Origin of the sequence: Nonomuraea sp. CA-218870 (assembly GCF_050936535.1) — a bacterium.
GTDB classification, from domain to species: Bacteria; Actinomycetota; Actinomycetes; order Streptosporangiales; family Streptosporangiaceae; genus Nonomuraea; species Nonomuraea corallina.
This window is the reverse complement of the sequence record NZ_JBNJMN010000002.1, coordinates 160,845-179,424: the sequence shown is the minus strand read 5'-3', so window position 1 is coordinate 179,424 and position 18,580 is coordinate 160,845. Positions and strand designations below refer to the sequence as shown.

The window sequence follows — 18,580 nt, the reverse complement described above, 5'->3', positions numbered from 1 at the left end:
GAGGTTGCCGGCGTCGGTGAGGGCGCGGCCGTCCTTGCCCAGCCAGTCGGCCAGGGTGATGAGACGCTGGACGGTCCGGCTGCGCCGGGCGGCCTCCGTCAGCTCGGCCGCGGGGGGGCAGGGTGACGGGCGGCTGGGGGAAGGCGCGTTCCTCCTCGATGCCGCCGTACAGCAGGCGGTTCTGCATGATCTTGTCGAGGACCTGCTCGTCGTACGGGACGCGACCGGCGTCGAGCTCGCGTTTGAACCGCTCGAACGCCCCCGGGACGGTGAGGTCGAATCCCTGGTCGATGGCCGTGTGCGCCCAGAACGTCGCCACCCCGCGCAGCGTGGGATCGTCGAGCGCGGCCGCGTACTCGGCCCGCGTCCCGGCGACGATCTCCTCCGCCTCCTTGACCGTGGCCCCGCGCGGGTCGCGCAGGCCGGTGACGTCGAGATAGCGCAAGTACGTGAGCAGTACCTCGGGGGCGAGGTCGAGCTTCTCCCGCGGTGCCGTCACCTTGTACGGCACGTACCGCAGCAGGAAGAACCTGATGCACGGGCCGTCCCAGTACGCCAGCCGGCCGTCGCGGCTCTCGTGCCGCGCGTCGACGGCGGCGGACAGCAGCAGCTCGTCGACGGGATGTTCGTCCTCCTCCGCCCAGGCGGCGCACCGCCGGATCAGCAAATCCTTGGCGGCCTCGAACTCCTCGGCCTCTTCGGGCTCGAACCAGGTACGCACCCTCCCAAGCCTCCCATCTCCGCAGGCTCGTCGTCTCGCCTGTCAGGGGTTCTCGGCGGCCCAGGCGATGAGACGGCGTTCGACGCGGGTACCGGTCGAACCCGTCAGTGATGGGGCCGTGGCGTTCCGCAGCCGGAAACGCTCACTCCACCCGCTGATCGTTTCCGGTCACGGAAAGGGAGCCTGGAAGCGGGGCGGGTTCCGGCTCGCCCCGCGTCCGATCGTCAGCGGTGGATCCGGACGGAGCCCTTGTCGCTGGCCGGCGGGTCGGCGTGATCGAGGTCGTACGAGACTCCCTCGCGGTTGTCGTAGACGATCTCGCCGGCCGGGTGGGAGCCGTCGGACAGCCGCCAGACGACCAGCCGGAACCCGTCGGGTTCGTCGGTCAGGTAGGCGACGAAGCCGTGGTCGCCCGAGGCTCCCTTGACGGCCGCGCCGCCCTGGGGGGTGACGACCAGCCATTCCAGTGCTGTGGATTCGATCACGATGTCGGGCAGGTTCGCCTTGAGCCGCCCGTGGCCGGGAGCCGGGCCCTCGTCGTGCGGTCCGTACTGCGGGTTGAGCGCGAACCGGCCGCCCTCGAACGCGCCCGAGCCCGTCACGAAGCCGGCCTCCGGATCGTAGACGACCACCATGACCTCGGCGGTGTCCGTGGCGCCGTCGTCGTCGGCGACCTTCACCTTGATGGTGTACATGCCCGGCGCGGCGAAGGTGTGGGAGCGGTCGCACGATCCGTCTGCGGCGTACCGGTCGGTGCTGCCGTCGTCCCAGACGACCTCGCAGGTGTGGCTGTCGTTCGCACCCGTGTCGGTGAATCCGGCGGTGAGCGGCACCTCCGTACCGGCCCTGAACACCTGCCAGGGACGGGGCCCGGTAAGCGTGAGCACCGGGGCGGCGTTGGCGATCCTCACCAGGGCGGTATCGCGGACCGGCGGGTTGACCCCGTCGTCGGCCGTCAACTCGGCGGCGTAGACGCCGTCGTCGGTGCAGGTGATCGTGGTCCGGAGGGCCTGTGGCGCGGAGAACGAGCAGCTCGCGCCCGGGTCGGTCCTGTCGAGCGGCGTGTACGTCCACTGCGTGGTGACGCCGTCCTCGCGGTCGAAGGCGGAGCCGGCCAGCTCGACGGCCTGCCCTTCGTCGCCCGTGACATTGGGGCCCGCGTCCACGTCGGGCGGGAAGTTCGCCGGGTCGGTGCCGCCTCCGCCGCCTCCGCCGGGCGTGGACAGGTCAACGGTGATGTCGGCCCAGAGCGGGTCGTGGTCGGAGTGGAGCGCGTGCGTGACGTCGGCGTCCCGTACGTGGATGTCAGGCGAGACGAAGAGATAGTCGATCTTCTTGCGGGTGAAGAAGTTGCCGTGCGTGGACTCGCCCGACCGGCAGGGGATGACGACGATGGGCGTCTCGATGATGATCCGTTCCGTGATCAGGTTGCGGCACGGGCTGTCGACCTCTTTGAACTCGCCGTTCGCGCCGGAGCCGTAGCCGGAGTGGTAGAAGCTGTCCAGGGCGTCCTCACCCGGTTCGGCGTTGATGTCGCCGCCCAGGAACTTGGTGTAGCCGGCGTACTCGGTGTCGAGGATCTTCTTGGCCTGCGCCGCCTCGCCCTCCCGGGCGTCCGTGTCCTCATCGGAACCCCCGGGCGTGAGGTGGGCGCTGCAGATGACGAACTTCCTGGCCGCCGAGGCCACGCAGAGCATCTCCCGCTGCTCGAAGCCGGCGGGGCTGCCCAGGCTGTAGCCTTCGGGGCGGGTGTCGATCCCCAGGTCGTCGCGGTAGATGATCGCGTTCCCGAAGGGGCTCGGGTGCTTGCAGTTGGCCGGCGCGCCGCCTCCGGTGAGGATCGCATCGAACTGCACGCTGTACGCGGGGAGCTGGTCGTCCAGCCTCTGCAGCCAGTCCTCGCACCCTTCCTGGATGGTGATGAAGGCGGGGTTGCGATCCTGGATACTGCGCACCAGCGCGTCGGGCGCCTCGTCACCCTTGTGTCCGTGGTCGTCGTTGCCGCCCGCCATGTTGAACTGGCCGATCTGTATCTCCACGATCTCGGCTTGGGCGGGCATGGCGCCGAACGTGGCCGTGACCATCATGGCGGCCAGTGCCGTCACCAGAACGCCGCGTAACTCTCCGGGCATATCGCTTCCTCTCCTCGGTTTCGGGCTTATGACATCCCGGTTCCCCTCGGCTGGCAAGCCTTGTGTTTAAGTCCGCGACGGCTTTTCCGGTAATGCATGTACGGTCCATGCCTGCGAACTTCACAAGCCCCGGAATATGTTGACAATCCGTGTAAAATCACTCAACTGAAAGTCACGGGTGCGTTTGAGTTCTCCGATGGCGGTGGGCGATGATCAGGTCGGCGTGGGCGTCGAAGAACCGCGCCCTTCCGAGGAGTCCACGTAATACCGGTCGTCCTGAAGCTGCGGATTCGGGCGTCGCTTGCCCGCCGTGCCCTCCCGGCGTGGCCGCGACGCCCGGGTGTCGAAAGGAGATCGCCATGATGGAGAACCTGGGCGACACGAATGATGCTCATCGCACAATATTCCCGGACCGGCGACATTGACCATCTGCGAAAGCTCGCTGGGAGTATTGAGGTGACGGTTCACCTCCGTTCCCCATTGTCCGGACCGGTTCGAAGTCCTTTCGAAGACCTCGCCCCCGGGGCTCCGGCGTAGCGGAGTTCGGCGCCCGACCTGTCCGCACCCCGTTCTGTTCCATCGGCTGCGGCCGCGAGCGGTCAACCGTGCGTGCGGCGAACGCGCCGTCGCCACCTCGAAGATCTGGCAGCGTCTGGCCCGGCTGCGTCGAAGCCCCCGCCGTACGACCCGATCGTGCCGGTCGTCCTGATCCTGCGGCTACGGCGTTTCGGGCTGTCGTGGCCCAACTCTCTTTCCCAAGACATGTTGGGAAGCTACGATCCCAACATGTCTTGGGAAAACGGTGGCGATCTGGTGCCCCTGCGGGCCCTGGCCAACCCGCTCCGCATCCGCATCGTCTCGCTGCTCACCGGCGCGTCCATGTCGGCCACCGAGGTGGCGGAGGAGCTGGGCATCGCCCACGCCTCGGCCAGCTACCACCTGCGCCAGCTCGCCGAGGCGGGTTTCCTGGAACAGGTCGACGAGCAGCCGCCGCGAGGAGGCAGGGGCAGACCCCGCAGGCGCTACCGTTACGACCCCTCCAGCGGAGCCCGGCTGGACCGGGCCGAGGGGCGGCAGCTCCTGCACGAGGCGCTGAGCGTCGACCTGTCACGACGCCTCGCCCAGGCGCGGGCCACGCGCATGTCGATGGACGCCGAGATATGGCTGGACCGGTCCGTGTGGGAGGAGGTCGCAGGGCTGATCGACCAGGCGGTCGCGCTGGTCCATGACAAGGCGGGGCCGCCCCGGTCCGGCGACAGGATCAAGGTGAGCATGACCGCCCTGCTGCTGGAACTCGACGACGCGCGATGACCCGCCTGCTGCTGTGCACGGGGGCGTGCTTCCTGTCGCTGGGGCTGCTCGTCCCCGTCATCCCCAGGTACGTCACCGGCCCACTGGACCAGGGCCCCGGCCTGGTCGGCGTCTGTCTGGCGATGACCTCCGTGTCCGCCCTGCTCGCCCGGCCGGTCGCGGGCAGGCTGGCCGACCGCCGGGGTCGCAGGGCGACCGCCGGCGCCGGCGCCTTGCTGCTGGCCGCCGCCTCGTCGGCGGTGCTCCTGGCCGACTCGCTGCCGCTGTTCCTGGCCTGCCGGGCCGTCGCGGGGATCGGCGAGGCTCTGACGTACGTCGGCCTGGCCGCCGCGGCCAGCGACCACGGACGGCGCGGCGCGGCGATCACCCACTTCTCCGTCGCGGTCAACGCCGGTCTGCTCGCCGGACCGCCGCTCGCCGAGGCCGTTCGCGTCGCCGCCGGTCTGTGGGCCGTGTGGGCGTTGTCGGGAGCCGTGGCCGTCGCCGCCTTCGCCGTCTGCCTGTCCCTGACCGGCCCGGCGGGCGGCGAGCCGTCCCGGACGAGGAAGACCGGGCCGCTCGTCCACCGGGCGGGACTGGCTCCCGGGTTCGGCTACTGGGCGTCGGTGTGGGGATACACGGCCTTCAGCGCCTTCCTGCCGTTGCACGTCGCGGCGCTGGGCGGCGACGACAGCGGCGCCCACTTCCTGCTCTACGGCTGTGTGCTGCTCACGGTACGGCTGGCCGGTCATCGGCCGGCGGCCCGGATCGGCCCGCGCGCGATGGCGGCGGCCTCGCTCGTCCTCACGGCGGCGGGGCTGTCCATGCTGGTCGTCTGGCCGTCCGTCACCGGGGCGCTGGTCGCGGCGGCGGTGCTGGGCGCCGGGCAGGCGCTGGGCCTTCCGGCGTTCCTGACCATGGCGGTGACCGGCCTGCCCGCCGAGCAGCGCGGCTCGGCGCTGGCCACCACGACGGCGTTCTTCGACCTGGGGTTCCTGACCGCCGCGCTCGCGCTCGGCGCCATCGTCCAGTCCCTCGGCCTGGCGTACGGGTTCGCCGCCGCGGGCGCGGTGGCGGCGCTGGCGCCCCTGCTGTTCCTCCCCTTCAGCCGCACACCTCGTAAGGCATCCCCTCAAGGAGACCTCCATGACCATTCCCGCCACTGAGCTGGCCGGGTACGCCGACGTCGTCTTCGACATCGCCGTGCCGGTCGTCCGCGACGACCGGGTTCTGATCAACGCCGAGATCGAGCATGCTCCGCTCGCCCGCGCCCTGGCGGAGGCCGCGTACGCCCGAGGCGCTCGCTATGCCGACATCTGGTACTTCGACCCGTATGCCAGACGGTCCCGGGTCCAGCACGCGGACGCGGAGACGCTGGGCGAGGTTCCGTCCTGGCTGGACGCGCGGAACGAGGAGCTCGCCCGCCACTGCGGCGTCCTGGTCAACATCCGGGGCACCGCGACACCGGATCTCCTCGTCGGGCAGGATCCGATCCGGGCGGGTCTGGATCGGATGCCCCACCTCACGTCGAGGCAGCGGCTCCAGCTCGGCAGCCTGGTCCGCTGGACCATCGTCCCCTGTCCGACCGCGGAGTGGGCTCAGGCGATCTTCGGGGAGCCGGACGAGGCCCGGCTGTGGCAGCACCTGCGCCGCATCCTCCGGCTCGACCAGCCCGATCCGCGGGCCGCCTGGGAGCGACGCATCGCCGAGCTGCTCCACCGCGCGGAGGTGCTGAAGGACCTGCGTCTCGACGCCGTACGGTTCGAAGGTCCGGGGACCGACCTGACCATCGGCCTGCTGCCCGACGCCCACTGGACCGCGGCGCGCCTCGAATCGGTCGAGGGGCACGTCTTCCAGTGCAACCTCCCCACGGAGGAGGTGTTCACCACTCCCGACCACCGCCGGGTGGAGGGCACGGTTCGCTCGACGCGTCCGCTGGTCCTCAACGGCACCGTCATCCGCGACCTCGAACTGACCTTCACGGCGGGCGTGGTGACCGAGGTACGGGCGAGCAGCGGCGCGGACGTCGTCCGCACCCACCAGGCGACCGATGCCGGGGCCGCGCGGCTCGGTGAGCTGGCTCTCGTCGACGGTTCCTCACCGGTCGGGCAATCGGGGATCACCTACCTCGAAACTCTGCTGGACGAGAACGCCACCTGCCATCTCGCCTGGGGCGCCGGGCTGCCTCCCGGCGTGCCCGCACATCTGCGGGAGGCCGCCGGCCTGGACGCGGCCGGGGTCAACCGTTCCCGCGTGCACGTCGACTTCATGGTGGGCGGCCCCGATGTCACCGTCACCGGCATCGGCCACGACGGCGGCGCGGTCGAGCTCCTCCGCGACGACGAATGGCAGGTATGACCGGGCATCGAGACGCCCCGAGAGTGGCCGGGTCAGAGCTCCGGCGGGGGCCCGGTGACGCTCGTGTGGAGGATGAGCCCGTCTCCGTCCGCCGGCTGGAACCCGAGTTCACGGAGCTCGGGGGCGTCGATCGCGGTGACCACGCGCAGAGCGCCGGCTTCGGTCACCGCGCGGACCGCGAAGCGCGCCAGCGCCGTCCGCACGTCCGGCGGGACCCCGGGCTGGATGTGCACCAGTGCCAGCCGGGCGGTGGTGTGCGGCGGGTCGTCCCAGGACGCGACCGCGTGCCCGACGTGCGGTTCTCCGCGGGAGTTGTCGACGTAGGCCTCATGCCAGCAGGCCAGCCTGTCCTCGGCGAGCAGCCGCCGGGGAAGGCTCACGTCCATCCCCTCCTCGGCCAGGTGGGAACCCACCTCGGACGGAGGCAGCGGAACCGGCTCCTCCGGCGATTCGTACGTGAAGAAGGTGCCCTCCCTGAGGAGGCTCCCCCTCCGCTTCGGCCACGAGGAGCGGGGCATGCCGACGCGGGAGACCGACGTGATGTGGTACCCGGCGGGAAGGACGTCGACGGGATCACGGGAGGCCAGGACGATGGAGCCGTCCCGGATCGTCCGGCGGCCCCACATGACCAGCCCGGTCGCGAGGTTCTCCTCGAGGCCGGCCATGACGTCCGCGGCCCATGCGTGGGCCGAGGTCACCGACAGGCCGGTCCAAGGGCTGATGGGCTCCGCCGGATAGGCGACCTCGACGGCGTAGACGTTCGGATCACGGCACCAGCGGAACGTCAGGAGCATGGCGTCCGGCTCCGCGACGACGTCGAGGCCGGAGTACCCGTCCACCGTCGTGGCCGAGTGCAGCGCGCACGTCCTGAGCGCTTCGAGGATCTCCGCTCGCGACCACTTCACCGCCATCGGGCCAGGCTGGCACAGCCTTCCCGGCCGGATCAAGAGCTGCCGCTCCCGGCCCGCCGGATCGTGCCGGCTAGGTCGGCTGCCGTGAGGCGCTTCTGTCGTGGTCGTGGTCGTGGTCGGGGTCGTGGTCGGGGTCGTGGTCGGGGTCTGGGTCGGGGACGGGCTGCGGGTCACCGGGAGCGGCGGCACGGCGGCGCAGGCCGAAGGCGGTGATCAGGGCGCCGGCGGCCACGGCCGCGACGGGGACGAGGAGGGCGAGCCGCTGGGACTCCAGCACCGCTGCCGGCGTGCCGGCGTCGCCGAGCGCGGCGACGCTCACGGCGGTCACCGCGGACAGGCCGAGCGCGGTGCCGAACTGCATGGAGGTGTAGAGCAGCCCGCCGGCCAGGCCGTGCTCGGGCTCCGCGACCCCCTCGGTGGCGGCCATGGTCAGCGGGCCGTATGCCAGGGAGAACGCCAGGCCGAGCAGGAACATGGTCGGCAGCATGGCCGCGTACGTCCAGTCCATGCCCATCGGCAGGAAGAGCGCGTACCCGAGGACGGCGAGGACCATCCCGGCGAACAGCACGCGGGCGTTGCCGAACCGGTTGACCAGCCAGGGGGTGAGCGTCGGCGCGAGGATCACGTCCAGGCTGATCACCAGCATGGCCAGGCCGGTCTGCAGGCTGCTCCAGCCGCGCACCTCCTGGAGGTAGAGGGTGACCACGAACTGGAAGCCGGCGAACGCGGCCAGGAACAGCAGGGCGCCCAGGTTGGCGCGTACGAGCGAGGGTGAGCGCAGGATGCCGAGCCGGACCAGGGGGTGGCGCGCCCGCCGTTCGATCAGTACGAAGACGATCAGCAGGGCGAGGCCGGCGGCGAGCACGCCGAGCGTGAGGGCGAGGCCGTCGCCGGGCTGTTCCAGCCGGACCACGCCGTACACCAGCAGCAGCATCGCGCCGGTGATGCTGAACGCGCCGGCCAGGTCGAAGCCGCCGGGCGGGCGTTCGGGGACCGGGGTCTCCTTGAGCAGGAGCAGCGCCGCGACCAGGATCACCGCCGACAGGATGACCGGGGCGAAGAACACCCAGCGCCAGCCGATGGAGGCCAGCAGGCCGCCGGCGACCAGGCCGAGCACGTAGCCGCCCGAGGCGGTGCCGGCGTACACCCCGAGCGCCTTCGTGCGCTGCGGCCCTTCGGGGAAGTTGCCGGTGATCAGGGAGAGCCCCGCGGGCGTCATGAACGCGGCCGCGACCCCGGTCACGAAGCGGGCCGTCAGCAGGGTCCACCCGTCGTTCGCGAAGCCTCCCAGGCCGGAGAAGATCAGGAAGACGGTCAGCCAGAACAGGAACATCCGGCGGCGTCCCAGCAGGTCGGCGGCCCGGCCGCCGAGCAGCATGAAGCCGCCGTAGCCGAGCACGTAGGCGCTGACCACGCCGCTGAGCATGCCGGTGGACAGGCCGAGATCCGCCCGGATCGCCGGCAGCGCCACGTTCAGCATGGCCACGTCGATCCCTTCCAGGAAGATCGCGCCGGCGAGCACGAAGAGCACGCCCCAGGCGCGGGGGGACATCGAGGTGGGCACGGTGCGGTCCTTTCACAGACGACGGAACCGGCCGCGGTTCCTCGACTGCCTGCCGGTTCCTTCTTGTAACCGTGAGAATCGTCGAGCATCATGAAATGTCATGGAAGAGGGCACTTTTAAGTCACTCGGTCACTGCGGGGATACCGACGACGACTACGACATTCTTCAGTGGGACACGCGGGAGGACTGCGAGGTCCGGCAGATCCTCGACCGCGTGGCCGACAAGTGGTCACTGCTGGTCATCGCCCTGCTCGACCGGCGCAGCCTGCGCTTCACCGAGCTGCGCCGCCTGATCGACGGGGTCAGCCAGCGCATGCTCACCCGTACGCTGCGGCACCTGGAACGGGACGGGCTGGTGAGCAGGACCGTGCACCCGACCGTCCCGCCGCGCGTCGACTACGAGCTCACCTCGCTGGGCGCGACCCTGCACTCGACCATCCGCGAGCTGGTCATCTGGACCGAGACGCACCAGAACGAGATCGCCGCGGCCCGCACCGCCTACGACGCCCGCGTGCTCGCCGAGCAGCGGGCCGCCGAGGCGGAGGCCGCCGAACGGGCCGAGATCGCCCGCACCGCCCTGACCGGCACCCGCTGACCCCCGACGGGTACGTGCCGCCCGCGCGCAGGAACAGGCCCTTTCCGAGCGGCAGCCGGATCAGGTAGAGGGCAGGCGGGACTGCTGATCCGGGTTCCGGACGATGACCAGCTCGCGCATCTCCCCAGTCTGTCCCAAGTCGCGCGTACGCCTGCGGAAGGCGCGGAGCGTCGTCCCCGGCCGCGGTCCGGCGCGGGCTAGCGTCGGGTGGCATGAGGATCGACGGCGCGCGCGTCCTGATCACGGGGGCGTCCTCGGGCATAGGCGCGGCGACCGCGCGGGCGATGGCCGCCGCGGGTTCGCGGCTGGTGCTGGCGGGACGTGACGGGGAGCGGCTGCACGCGGTGGCGGCCGAGACCGGCGGGCGGGCCGTCGTCGGCGACGTCACGACGGACGCCTCCGGGCTCGCCCGGCGGGCCGCCCCCGTGGACGTCCTGGTCTGCAACGCGGGAGAGGGCTGGGCCGGGCCGTTCGCCCGGATGCCGGCGGGGCGGGTGGACGCGCTGGTGGCGGTCAACCTGACCGCGCCGATCGAGCTGGCGCGGCTCCTGCTGCCCGGCATGATCGAGCGGCGCCGGGGACACCTCGTCTTCGTCGCCTCGATCGCCGGCGCCGTCGGCGTGGGAGGCGAGGCGGTCTACTCGGCCGCCAAGGCGGGGCTGGTCGTCTTCGCCGAGGCGCTGCGGGACGAGCTGTCCGGGTCGCCCGGCATCGGGGTGTCGGTGGTGTTCCCGGGGGTGGTGGCCACGCCGTTCTTCGCCAGGCGCGGCGCCCCGTACGACCGGCGCTGGCCCGCGCCGATCCCTGCGGAGCGGGTGGCGCGCGGCATCGTGACGGCGGTCCGGCGCGGCAGGCCGGAGTGCTACGTGCCGGGCTGGCTGCGCCTGCCGGCGCGGCTGCGCGGCGCCGCGCCCGGCCTGTTCCACGGGCTCGCCCGGCGGATGGGCTGAGCCGGGGTCAGTGGTCTCGTACGGCGCGCAGCGACTGACGGAGTGAGCCGAGCGTGGCGAAGATCGCCGTGGGTTCGTAGCCGCAGTGGGCCATGCAGTTGGCGCACCGGTCGTCACGGCCGCGGCCGTAGGCGTCCCAGTCGGTCTCCTCGACCAGCTCCCGGTAGGTGCGGGCGTATCCGTCGGACATCAGGTAGCACGGCCGCTGCCAGCCGAACAGGGAGTACGACGGGATCGCCCACGCCGTGCACGGGAAGTCGACGCGGCCTTCGAGGAAGTCGAGGAAGAGGGGCGAGTGGTTGAACCGCCACCTGCGGCGGTTGCCTCCGGCGAACGCCTGGCGGAACAGGGCGCGGATCTCCGAGACGCCGAGGAAGTGGTCCTGGTCCGGCGCCTTCTCGTAGGCGTACGCGGGAGAGATCATCATCTGGTCCACGCCCAGGTCGTCGTTGAGGTAGTCGAGCACCTCGATGACGGTCCGCGGGCTGTCGGTGCTGAAGAAGGTGGTGTTCGTGGTGACGCGGAACCCGCGCCGCCGGCACTCGCGGACGGCGGCGACCGCCTCCTCGAACACCCCTTCCTTGCACACGGCCGCGTCGTGGCGCTCCTTCAGCCCGTCGATGTGCACTGTCCAGGCGAAGTACCGGGACGGCTCGAACTGGTCGATCTTCTTGGGGATGAGCAGCGCGTTGGTGCAGAGGTAGACGTACTTCTTGCGCGCGATGAGCTCCCGGACCAGTTCCCCGATCTGCGGGTGCATGAGCGGTTCCCCGCCGGCGATGGACACCATCGGGGCGCCGCACTCCTCGATCGCCGCGACCGCCTGCTCGACGGGCATCCGCCGGCGCAGCACGTCGGCCGGGTGCTGGATCTTGCCGCAGCCGCCGCAGGCGAGGTTGCAGGCGAACAGCGGTTCCAGCTCGACCAGCAGCGGGAACTTGGCGCGTCGCCGTACCTTGTTGCGCAGGATGTAGCCGGCGACACGCAGACTCTGGCGGACCGGGATCGTCATGGCTGTGCGTCCTCCGAGATGGGTTCCCCGGCGGTCCGGCGGATGCCGGAGGTCACCGGGCCGAGGCCGCGCAGCGCGTTCTCGGCGGTGTCGACGAGGGAGGGCGGGGTGGAGCCGGTGGCGGTGAGGGCGACGGTGCGGACCCCGCGGAGCCAGCCGAGCTCGATCCGCTCCGGCGCGTCGACGAGCCGGGCGGGCGGCGTGGCGGTCTCCAGCAGCCGCCGGGCCTCCGGGGAGCCGGCCGGCCCGAGCACGAGGACGAGGTCGGCCCCGCCGAGGCCGGGCGGGTCGCGCAGCACCGTGCGGGGCGCGATGGCCGCGGCCCAGCGGGCGAGGACCGGGCCGAGGCGGCGCAGCACGCGGCGGGCCGCCAGCGCGCCGCGCAGGGTGGCCGGGCTGAGCAGCGGGTCGGCGGGCGTGTCGACGATGACCCGGACGGCGGCCACCGGCCGGCCGGCGGCGGCGCGGGCCAGCGGCGCGGTCTCCATGTCGACGGCGTGCGCCCCCTGCTCGGCGAGGTCGCGCCGCAGTGCCCCGGTCACCACGTGATCGCAGGTCAGCAGCGAGCCGGTCCGGGCGCGCAGGCCCGCGCGGGTCAGTTCCCCCGCCAGCAGCGGCGCCGACGGGCAGGCGAACGTCTGATCGCCGTAGCGGACCTCCTCGGCCGCCAGGACGTCCCCGGCCCGCAGGCCGGGGACGAGCGATCCGGCGAAGCCCGTCACGGCCAGCGCGTCGAACGCCGGCAGGGCGGCCGCGACGCGCGCGGCCCGGCGCGGCCCGACCCCCGTCCGGCGGAACTGGACGCGCACCGGGCAGCGGGAGAGGCCGCGCCTGACGGCCCGCGCCTCCAGGGCCAGGGCGGTGCAGATCAGCAGGTCCGTCATGGCGCCTGCCCGCAGGCTCGCAGGTAGCGGCCGAGGGCGCTGACGGGGAAGACGAGCCGGTACAGGTGGTAGTTGATGAAGAAGTCGCCGGGGAACCCCGTCCCGGTGAAGTACGGTTCGTCCCAGGTGCCGTCGGGGCGCTGGTGCTCGACCAGCCAGCGCACGCCGCCGTCCACCGCGGGCGACAGCTCTCCGGCGGCGAGCAGGGCCAGCAGCGCCCACGCCGTCTGCGAGGGCGTGGAGGCGCCGCGCCCGATCCACGCCGGGTCGGTGTAGGAGCGCAGGTCCTCGCCCCAGCCGCCGTCCCGGTTCTGGTGGGACTCCAGCCAGGCGACCGCCCGGCGGACGCAGACCGCCTCGCGCCGCACCCCCGCCGCGACCAGGGCGGGGACCACGGCGCCGGTGCCGTAGACGTGGTTGGCCCCCCAGCGGCCGAACCAGGACCCGTCCGGCTCCTGCGCCTTGAGCAGCCAGAGCACGGCCCGCCGCAGCTCGGGCGAGCCGGGCAGCTCGTGCGCCAGCGCCTCGACGGCGTGCGCGGTCACGTCGGCCGACGGCGGGTCGATCACCGCCCCGAAGTCGCAGAACGGCAGCCTGGTGCAGAGCGTCCTGGTGTTGTCGGCGTCGAAGGCGGCGAACCCGCCGTCGCGTGAGGCCATCCCGGTCATCCAGCGCACGCCCCTGGCGATGGCGGCCCGGGCGTCCGGCCGGCCCGTCCGGCGCAGGGCGAGGACCACTTCGGCGGTGTCGTCGACGTCGGGGTAGAGGTCGTTGTCGAACTCGAACGCCCAGCCGCCCGGCGCCAGACCTGGCCGTCGCACCGCCCAGTCGCCCGGCCCCCTGACCTCCTCCTGCAGCAGCCAGTCCGCGGCCTCGGCGACGGCCGGGTGCTCGGCGGGGACGCCGGCGTCGAGCAGCGCGTTGACGGCGAGCGCGGTGTCCCACACCGGGGACTGGCAGGCTTCGAGTCTGCGGCCCCGCTCGTCCCTGACGGTGAACCGGTCGAGGCCGCGGATCCCCCGGCTCATGACCGGGTGGTCCAGGTCGTAGCCGGACAGGTGGAGCGCGATCAGCGAGTACACCCAGGGCGGCTGGATGCCTCCCCAGGAGCCGTCGGCCTCCTGCCGCGCCACGATCCACTCGGCGGCCCTTCTGAGCGCCGCCTCGCGCGGGCCTTTCACGGGCCGTCGTGCGTACCGGTTCAGCAGCCGGTCCAGGCCGTGGAAGAACCCCTCCCAGCCCGTCCGGGCCCGCCTCTGCGCGGGACGGCCGGTGCGCAGCTCGGCCAGGTCGAACGGGAGCGGGCGGACCGGCCGGTGCGCGCTGACGACCGTGAGCGGGACGATCGTCTGCCGGGCCCAGCAGGCCCAGTCGTAGACGTTCAGCGGGAACCACGACGGCAGGAACATCAGCTCCGGCGGCAGGACGGGCAGCCGGTCCCAGGGCCACTGCCCGAACAGGGCCAGCCAGATCCGGGTGAAGACCCGCGCCGACTCGATCCCGCCGGAGTCCCGTACGAAGGAGCGGGCGGCGCGCAGGTGGGCCGCCTCGGCGGGGTCGCCGGCCAGGCGCAGGGCGGCGTAGGCCTCGATCGTGGTGGACAGGTCGGGCGGGCCGCCGTGGAAGGTGGCCCAGGTGCCGTCGGCCCGCTGCTGGGACCGGATCCAGTGGGCCGCCTCGGCGGTGTCGTCCTTCGCCCGGATGCCGAGGAACTCCCGCAGCAGCAGGTCCTCGGCGTCCATGGTCACGTTGGTCTGCAGTTCGCCCTTCCACCAGCCCTGCGGCGATCGCAGCCCGATCAGGTGGTCGCGGGCGGCGTCGAGGGCCCGCCGCGCGCCGGACGGCGGGACGCCGGGCGCGGCTCGGAGCGTGTCGGCCGTTTTCATGATCAGTAGTCCCGGGTGGTGATGAAGCGGGCGATGTCCAGCAGCTGCTCCCGCACGTCCGTGGCGACGCGGGCGTCGGCGAGCCGGCGGCCGGCGCTGTCGAGCAGGTGCTTGGCCTGCGTCTCGGCCCAGGACCGGCCTCCGGCCTCCTCCACGAGCCGGGCCGCCGTGCGCAGGTCGTGGTCCGTCAGCGGTCCCGGCTGTGCCAGCAGCCGGGCCAGGCGTTCGCCCGCCGCGGTCCCGCTGGTGAGGGCCGCGACGACGGGCAGGCTCTTCTTGCGGGAGCGCAGGTCGGACCCGACGGGCTTGCCGGTCGTCTCCGGGCGGCCCCAGATGCCGAGCAGGTCGTCGGTCAGCTGGAAGGCGAGCCCCGTCTCGGCGCCGAACGCCGCCAGCCCGGCGACGAGCTCGGCGGGCCCGCCCGCGGCGGCCGCGCCGATCGAGCAGGCGCACGCGAACAGGTCGCCGGTCTTGTGCGCGGACATCTGCCGGCACTCGTCCAGGCTGACGTCCCGGCGGCGCTCGAACTCCAGGTCCAGGCCCTGGCCCCGGATGAGGCCGCGGGTGGCCGCGCTCAGCGAGCGGGCCGCGGCCGACCGGCCGGGGGCGTCGTGTTCCAGGAGCAGTTCGAAGGCCAGCGCCAGCAGGGCGTCTCCGGCCAGGATGGCGGCGGGCTCGCCGAAGACCCGCCACGCGGAGGGGCGGCGCCGGCGCGTCTCGTCGCCGTCCATGATGTCGTCGTGGACGAGCGAGAACGCGTGCACGAGCTCCACCGCGGCGGCGGCCGGCGCGCACTCCCCGACGTCGCCTCCCGCCGCCCGCGCCGAGAGCAGGACCAGCGCCGGCCGCAACGCCTTGCCCGGGGCGGCCGAGGGCAGGCCGGAGGCGTCGGTCCAGCCGAGGTGGTAGGCGCTCACCCGGGCCGTGAGCGGGTCCAGCCGGTCGACCGCCGCGCGCAGGACGGGCTCGACCAGCTCCCGCGCCTGCGCCACCACGGGCGGGAGGAGCGCGGTCATGACGCCGCTCCGCTGATCAGGTGCCGCCGGACCAGACCGGCCGCGTGCAGTCCGCTGCGCACCGCGCCCTCCATCGTGTCGGGCCAGCCCGTGTCCGTCCACGCGCCGGCGAGATACAGCCCCGGCCACCGGGTCCGCGCGCCGGGCCGGCGCGCGCCGCTGCCCGGCCCCTGGAAGAAGGTGGCCCGGCGTTCCCTGGTGACGAAGAAGTCGGTGACCCGCGCCCGCCGCGCGGCGGGGAAGAGGCGTTCGAGTGCGGGCACGAACTCGGCCCGGATCGCCGCTGTCGGCAGGTCGATCCACGGCTGCGCGGCCGACACCGAGACCGCGAGGTACTGTCCCCCGCTCAGCCCCGCCACGCCGGTCTTGTCGAAGACCCACTGGACCGGCGAGCCCACCGCCGCCGCGGCCGGCAGCCCGGTCACCCGGCGGTCGTAGACGACGTGCACGTTGACGATCGGGCTCGCGCCCAGGTCGTGCCAGCCGTCCCGGCCGGGCGCCGCCGCCACGGGCACGAGCCTGGCCGCCTGCTCGTGCGGCACGGCCACGATCACCGCGCTCGCGCGGGCCGGGACGCCGTCCACGACGACCGCCGGGCCTTCGGCGATCCCCGTGACCTTGGCCGACAGCCGCACCTCGCCGCCGTGCCGCTTGACGGCGTCGTGGGCGGCGGTGCCGTGCAGTTCGCCGAGCGGCGCGTCCGGGACGCCGATGTCGGCGGCGCCGGACCGGCCGAGCAGGGCGGTCCTGAACACCTTCACCGCGGGCCCGAGCGCCGCCTGGCCGGCGCCGGCGTTCAGCGCCGCCTTCGCGAACAGGTCCCAGAGCGCCTCGCGGGCGGGTCCGGTCTGGCCGTGCGCCGCCAGCCAGCTCTCCAGGGTGAGCCGGTCGAGCGCGGGGTCGGCTGGGTCCAGCCGGGCCAGCTCCAGCGCGGCCCGTACGGCGCGCAGCCGGTCCGGCGGGCTCAGGAGGGAGTACGTCGCCAGCGCGGGCAGCAGGTGCAGCGGGCCGGGCAGCGCGGTGCGGCGCAGCCGCCCGCGGCGGCCCCCGGGCGTGAGGACGTGGACGTCGAACCGGTCCTGCAGCCGGACCCGGTCCGCGACGCCCATCCGGTCGAGCAGGCCCAGGTAGGCGGTGCAGCAGCGGAGGAAGACGTGCTGGCCGTTGTCCACGGCCAGCCCGTCCCGGTCGAACGAGTGCGTGGCGCCGCCCAGTCTGGGGCGGGCCTCGTACAGCGTCACCGCGTGGCCCGCCTCACCCAGGGCGACGGCGGCGGCGATGCCGGCCAGCCCGCCGCCCACGATCGCGACCGGCGCCGCCGGTGGGCCGCTCATCGGCGTGCCCCGGCGACCGCGCGGGCCGCTATGGCCGTCTTGCGCCAGGTGGGCAGCGATGACCGGGCCGCCAGCGCGCTCGCCGGGTCGGCGGCGATCCGATCGAGCAGGGACCGGTAGATGCCGGCCATCGCCATCGTGCACGCCGCGCTGCGGCGGTCGAGCAGCCGCACCAGGCGGGTCCCTTCCTCGTACCAGTCGCGGGCGCGGGCCGCCTCGTGCCGGACGAGCGCGGCGAGCCGCTCCGGCGGGTCGGTGAAGTCGCCCCCGGCGTCGACGGCCAGGGTGCAGCCGAAGCGTTCGAGATCTTCGGCGGGCAGGTAGACGCGTCCGGCGAGCCGGTCCTCGCGCACGTCGCGCAGGATGTTCGTGAGCTGCAGGGCGACCCCCAGGGCGTCGGCCAGGGGCTCGGCCTCGCGGTGGTCCTCGGCGCCGAAGACGCCCAGGGACAACCGCCCGATGGACCCGGCGACGCACCGGCAGTAGCCGAGCAGTTCGTCGAAGCTCTGGTACATGGTGCCGCGCACGTCGGCCGCGCACCCGTCGATCAGTTCTTCGAAGGCCCGCAGCGGGATGGGATAGCGGCGGGCCGCGTCGTCCAGGGCGAGCAGGACGAGGTTCGTCTGGCCGGGGCCGATGCGGCGGAGATCTTCACGGATGTCCGACAGCTCGTCGAGCCGCCGCTCGGCGGGGCCGTCCGTGTCGCCGATGTCGTCGATCCTGCGGGCGAGCGCGTAGACCGCGCTGAGCGCCTGGCGCTTCGGCACGGGGAGCAGCCGGATGCCGTAGGAGAAGTTCCTCGCCCGGGTGCGGACGATCTGTTCGCAGAGCCGGTACGCGTGGGACGGGGTCATCCGGTTCCTCACCTCCAGGTGGCCAGGACGCGCAGCCAGGCGGCCAGCCGGTGGTCACGACGGGGGCGGACGGGGCGGCCCAGGACGTCATGGGCCGCCCGTTCGAGCGCGGTGACGGTGGCCAGCCCGCCGGCGACGTATCCGGCGACCGCCAGCCGGGCGTGCCCGGACAGGGAGGCGACGAGCGGGCGGCCCTCGCGCAGCATCTCCGCGGCCCGCGCGGTCTGCAGGGCCACGACGCGGCGCAGCCTCTCCGGGGTCGACGGCGCGGCCAGGTCGCTCTCGGCGCAGCCGAACCGCCGCAGGTCCTGCTCCGGCAGGTAGATCCGGCCGCGCGCGTGGTCCTCGCCGACGTCCTGGCAGTGTTCGAGGATCTGCAACGCCGAACAGATCTGGTCGGACCAGGTCAGCCGCGCCGGCTCGGCGGCGCCGAACACGCGCAGGACGATGTGCCCGACGGGGTTCGCCGAGAGCGCGCAGTAGTCGAGGAGGTCGTCGAACGTGCGGTAGCGGGTGACCGTCTGGTCACGCCGGTTGGCCTCCAGCAGGCGGCGGAAAGGCTCGGCCGGGATAGAGCATTCCCGCACCGTACGGGCGAGCGCGCGCACCACCGGCAGGCGCGGGACCGATCCGTCGTAGAGGCGGTCCAGGTCGGTCTCGACGTCGTCGAGCAGCCGCGACCGGTCGCCCGGCTCCGCCTCGTCGCCCAGGTCGTCGACGTGACGGGCGAACGCGTACACGGCCATCAGGTGGTTCCGGTAACCGGCCGGCAGCATTCTCAGAGCTACCGGAAAATTCTCCTGGCCGGCTTTCGACATGAATGCCTGAGTACCGGTCCCGTACGACGCCATTGCCGACGAATGCCCGCCGTGCGACGCCCAAAACAGGCTGCGGTCAGGTACGGGGCACTTATGGGATCACCAGGGCCTCCCTTTTGCCTCGCCGTTCTTTTCTTTCGTGTCGAACCAGGAAGAAGCGCTCTTTTTGTAAAGTATGTGAAATTACAGTTTTGCGGGTCCGAGTAGCGGAAAACGGTATTTATCCGCACTTATAGCGAGGAGATACGCCGTGTA

General features: G+C 72.8%; 16 protein-coding genes. 6 read left to right on the top strand and 10 right to left on the bottom strand.

The annotated features are described in order from the left end of the window. Positions 1–58: 58 nt before the first annotated feature. Entirely contained in the window at positions 59–832 is a 774-nt protein-coding gene (locus ACQEUU_RS29525; protein WP_433072368.1) for a hypothetical protein, read from the top strand. Between the two features lie 113 nt (positions 833–945). On the opposite strand, the gene ACQEUU_RS29520 is transcribed toward ACQEUU_RS29525, so the two are convergent. Then, on the bottom strand, positions 946–2,853 hold the full coding sequence (locus ACQEUU_RS29520) for a PKD domain-containing protein (protein ID WP_433072367.1): 1,908 nt from the start codon (positions 2,851–2,853) through the stop codon (positions 946–948). A 786-nt stretch (positions 2,854–3,639) separates the two neighbouring features. Between ACQEUU_RS29520 and ACQEUU_RS29515 the strand changes: the two genes are divergently transcribed. From ACQEUU_RS29515 to ACQEUU_RS29505, 3 genes are read left to right on the top strand one after another with little or no spacing between them, the layout of a single operon-like run. Then, positions 3,640–4,164, top strand: coding sequence for an ArsR/SmtB family transcription factor (locus ACQEUU_RS29515; RefSeq protein WP_433072366.1), 525 nt, complete (start codon positions 3,640–3,642; stop codon positions 4,162–4,164). After that, positions 4,161–5,309 carry an MFS transporter gene (locus ACQEUU_RS29510; RefSeq protein ID WP_433072365.1) on the top strand — a complete coding sequence of 383 codons (1,149 nt, stop codon included), beginning with the start codon at positions 4,161–4,163 and terminating at the stop codon, positions 5,307–5,309. Before ACQEUU_RS29515 ends, ACQEUU_RS29510 begins: the two co-directional genes overlap by 4 nt. Beyond that, positions 5,290–6,501 (top strand): aminopeptidase, encoded by a 1,212-nt coding sequence (locus ACQEUU_RS29505; protein ID WP_433072364.1) that lies wholly within the window; start codon positions 5,290–5,292, stop codon positions 6,499–6,501. The genes ACQEUU_RS29510 and ACQEUU_RS29505 overlap by 20 nt, the downstream gene beginning before the upstream one ends. Positions 6,502–6,533: 32 nt before the next feature. Here ACQEUU_RS29505 and ACQEUU_RS29500 read toward each other — a convergent pair whose 3' ends face one another. Continuing rightward, on the bottom strand, positions 6,534–7,412 hold the full coding sequence (locus tag ACQEUU_RS29500) for a hypothetical protein (RefSeq protein ID WP_433072363.1): 879 nt from the start codon (positions 7,410–7,412) through the stop codon (positions 6,534–6,536). Between the two features lie 70 nt (positions 7,413–7,482). Beyond that, on the bottom strand, positions 7,483–8,976 hold the full coding sequence (locus tag ACQEUU_RS29495) for an MFS transporter (RefSeq protein ID WP_433072362.1): 1,494 nt from the start codon (positions 8,974–8,976) through the stop codon (positions 7,483–7,485). Between the two features lie 100 nt (positions 8,977–9,076). Between ACQEUU_RS29495 and ACQEUU_RS29490 the strand changes: the two genes are divergently transcribed. Then, positions 9,077–9,571 carry a winged helix-turn-helix transcriptional regulator gene (locus ACQEUU_RS29490; RefSeq protein WP_433072361.1) on the top strand — a complete coding sequence of 165 codons (495 nt, stop codon included), beginning with the start codon at positions 9,077–9,079 and terminating at the stop codon, positions 9,569–9,571. A gap of 212 nt (positions 9,572–9,783) precedes the next feature. Continuing rightward, the gene (locus ACQEUU_RS29485) at positions 9,784–10,521 is read left to right on the top strand and encodes an SDR family NAD(P)-dependent oxidoreductase (RefSeq protein WP_433072360.1); all 738 of its coding nucleotides are present in this window, start codon (positions 9,784–9,786) and stop codon (positions 10,519–10,521) included. A 7-nt stretch (positions 10,522–10,528) separates the two neighbouring features. Here ACQEUU_RS29485 and hpnH read toward each other — a convergent pair whose 3' ends face one another. From hpnH to hpnC, 7 genes are read right to left on the bottom strand one after another with little or no spacing between them, the layout of a single operon-like run. Further along, entirely contained in the window at positions 10,529–11,533 is a 1,005-nt protein-coding gene (gene hpnH / locus ACQEUU_RS29480; RefSeq protein WP_433072359.1) for an adenosyl-hopene transferase HpnH, read from the bottom strand. Further along, entirely contained in the window at positions 11,530–12,417 is an 888-nt protein-coding gene (locus ACQEUU_RS29475; RefSeq protein ID WP_433072358.1) for a hypothetical protein, read from the bottom strand. The genes hpnH and ACQEUU_RS29475 overlap by 4 nt, the downstream gene beginning before the upstream one ends. Continuing rightward, positions 12,414–14,303: a squalene--hopene cyclase gene (gene shc, locus ACQEUU_RS29470; protein WP_433072357.1), complete on the bottom strand. Its 1,890-nt coding sequence runs from the start codon at positions 14,301–14,303 to the stop codon at positions 12,414–12,416. Before shc ends, ACQEUU_RS29475 begins: the two co-directional genes overlap by 4 nt. A 2-nt stretch (positions 14,304–14,305) precedes the next feature. Further along, a complete protein-coding gene (locus ACQEUU_RS29465; protein WP_433072356.1) occupies positions 14,306–15,319 on the bottom strand; it encodes a polyprenyl synthetase family protein in 1,014 nt (337 codons plus the stop codon). Then, positions 15,316–16,653, bottom strand: coding sequence for a hydroxysqualene dehydroxylase HpnE (gene hpnE, locus ACQEUU_RS29460; RefSeq protein WP_433072355.1), 1,338 nt, complete (start codon positions 16,651–16,653; stop codon positions 15,316–15,318). The genes ACQEUU_RS29465 and hpnE overlap by 4 nt, the downstream gene beginning before the upstream one ends. Continuing rightward, positions 16,650–17,507 carry a presqualene diphosphate synthase HpnD gene (gene hpnD, locus ACQEUU_RS29455; RefSeq protein ID WP_433072354.1) on the bottom strand — a complete coding sequence of 286 codons (858 nt, stop codon included), beginning with the start codon at positions 17,505–17,507 and terminating at the stop codon, positions 16,650–16,652. The genes hpnE and hpnD overlap by 4 nt, the downstream gene beginning before the upstream one ends. 8 nt (positions 17,508–17,515) lie before the next feature. Then, on the bottom strand, positions 17,516–18,325 hold the full coding sequence (gene hpnC, locus ACQEUU_RS29450; protein WP_433072352.1) for a squalene synthase HpnC: 810 nt from the start codon (positions 18,323–18,325) through the stop codon (positions 17,516–17,518). Positions 18,326–18,580 lie beyond the last annotated feature (255 nt).

What these genes read in the sequence shown, in the direction of transcription:
- hpnH (WP_433072359.1), bottom strand. Translation starts at nt 11,533, where the DNA reads ATGACGATCCCGGTCCGCCAGAGTCTGCGTGTCGCCGGCTACATCCTG.
- ACQEUU_RS29515 (WP_433072366.1), top strand. Translation starts at nt 3,640, where the DNA reads ATGTCTTGGGAAAACGGTGGCGATCTGGTGCCCCTGCGGGCCCTGGCC.
- ACQEUU_RS29520 (WP_433072367.1), bottom strand. Translation starts at nt 2,853, where the DNA reads ATGCCCGGAGAGTTACGCGGCGTTCTGGTGACGGCACTGGCCGCCATG.
- ACQEUU_RS29505 (WP_433072364.1), top strand. Translation starts at nt 5,290, where the DNA reads ATGACCATTCCCGCCACTGAGCTGGCCGGGTACGCCGACGTCGTCTTC.
- hpnC (WP_433072352.1), bottom strand. Translation starts at nt 18,325, where the DNA reads ATGTCGAAAGCCGGCCAGGAGAATTTTCCGGTAGCTCTGAGAATGCTG.
- shc (WP_433072357.1), bottom strand. Translation starts at nt 14,303, where the DNA reads ATGAAAACGGCCGACACGCTCCGAGCCGCGCCCGGCGTCCCGCCGTCC.
- ACQEUU_RS29490 (WP_433072361.1), top strand. Translation starts at nt 9,077, where the DNA reads ATGGAAGAGGGCACTTTTAAGTCACTCGGTCACTGCGGGGATACCGAC.
- ACQEUU_RS29485 (WP_433072360.1), top strand. Translation starts at nt 9,784, where the DNA reads ATGAGGATCGACGGCGCGCGCGTCCTGATCACGGGGGCGTCCTCGGGC.
- ACQEUU_RS29525 (WP_433072368.1), top strand. Translation starts at nt 59, where the DNA reads ATGAGACGCTGGACGGTCCGGCTGCGCCGGGCGGCCTCCGTCAGCTCG.
- ACQEUU_RS29500 (WP_433072363.1), bottom strand. Translation starts at nt 7,412, where the DNA reads ATGGCGGTGAAGTGGTCGCGAGCGGAGATCCTCGAAGCGCTCAGGACG.
- hpnE (WP_433072355.1), bottom strand. Translation starts at nt 16,653, where the DNA reads ATGAGCGGCCCACCGGCGGCGCCGGTCGCGATCGTGGGCGGCGGGCTG.
- hpnD (WP_433072354.1), bottom strand. Translation starts at nt 17,507, where the DNA reads ATGACCCCGTCCCACGCGTACCGGCTCTGCGAACAGATCGTCCGCACC.
- ACQEUU_RS29475 (WP_433072358.1), bottom strand. Translation starts at nt 12,417, where the DNA reads ATGACGGACCTGCTGATCTGCACCGCCCTGGCCCTGGAGGCGCGGGCC.
- ACQEUU_RS29510 (WP_433072365.1), top strand. Translation starts at nt 4,161, where the DNA reads ATGACCCGCCTGCTGCTGTGCACGGGGGCGTGCTTCCTGTCGCTGGGG.
- ACQEUU_RS29465 (WP_433072356.1), bottom strand. Translation starts at nt 15,319, where the DNA reads ATGACCGCGCTCCTCCCGCCCGTGGTGGCGCAGGCGCGGGAGCTGGTC.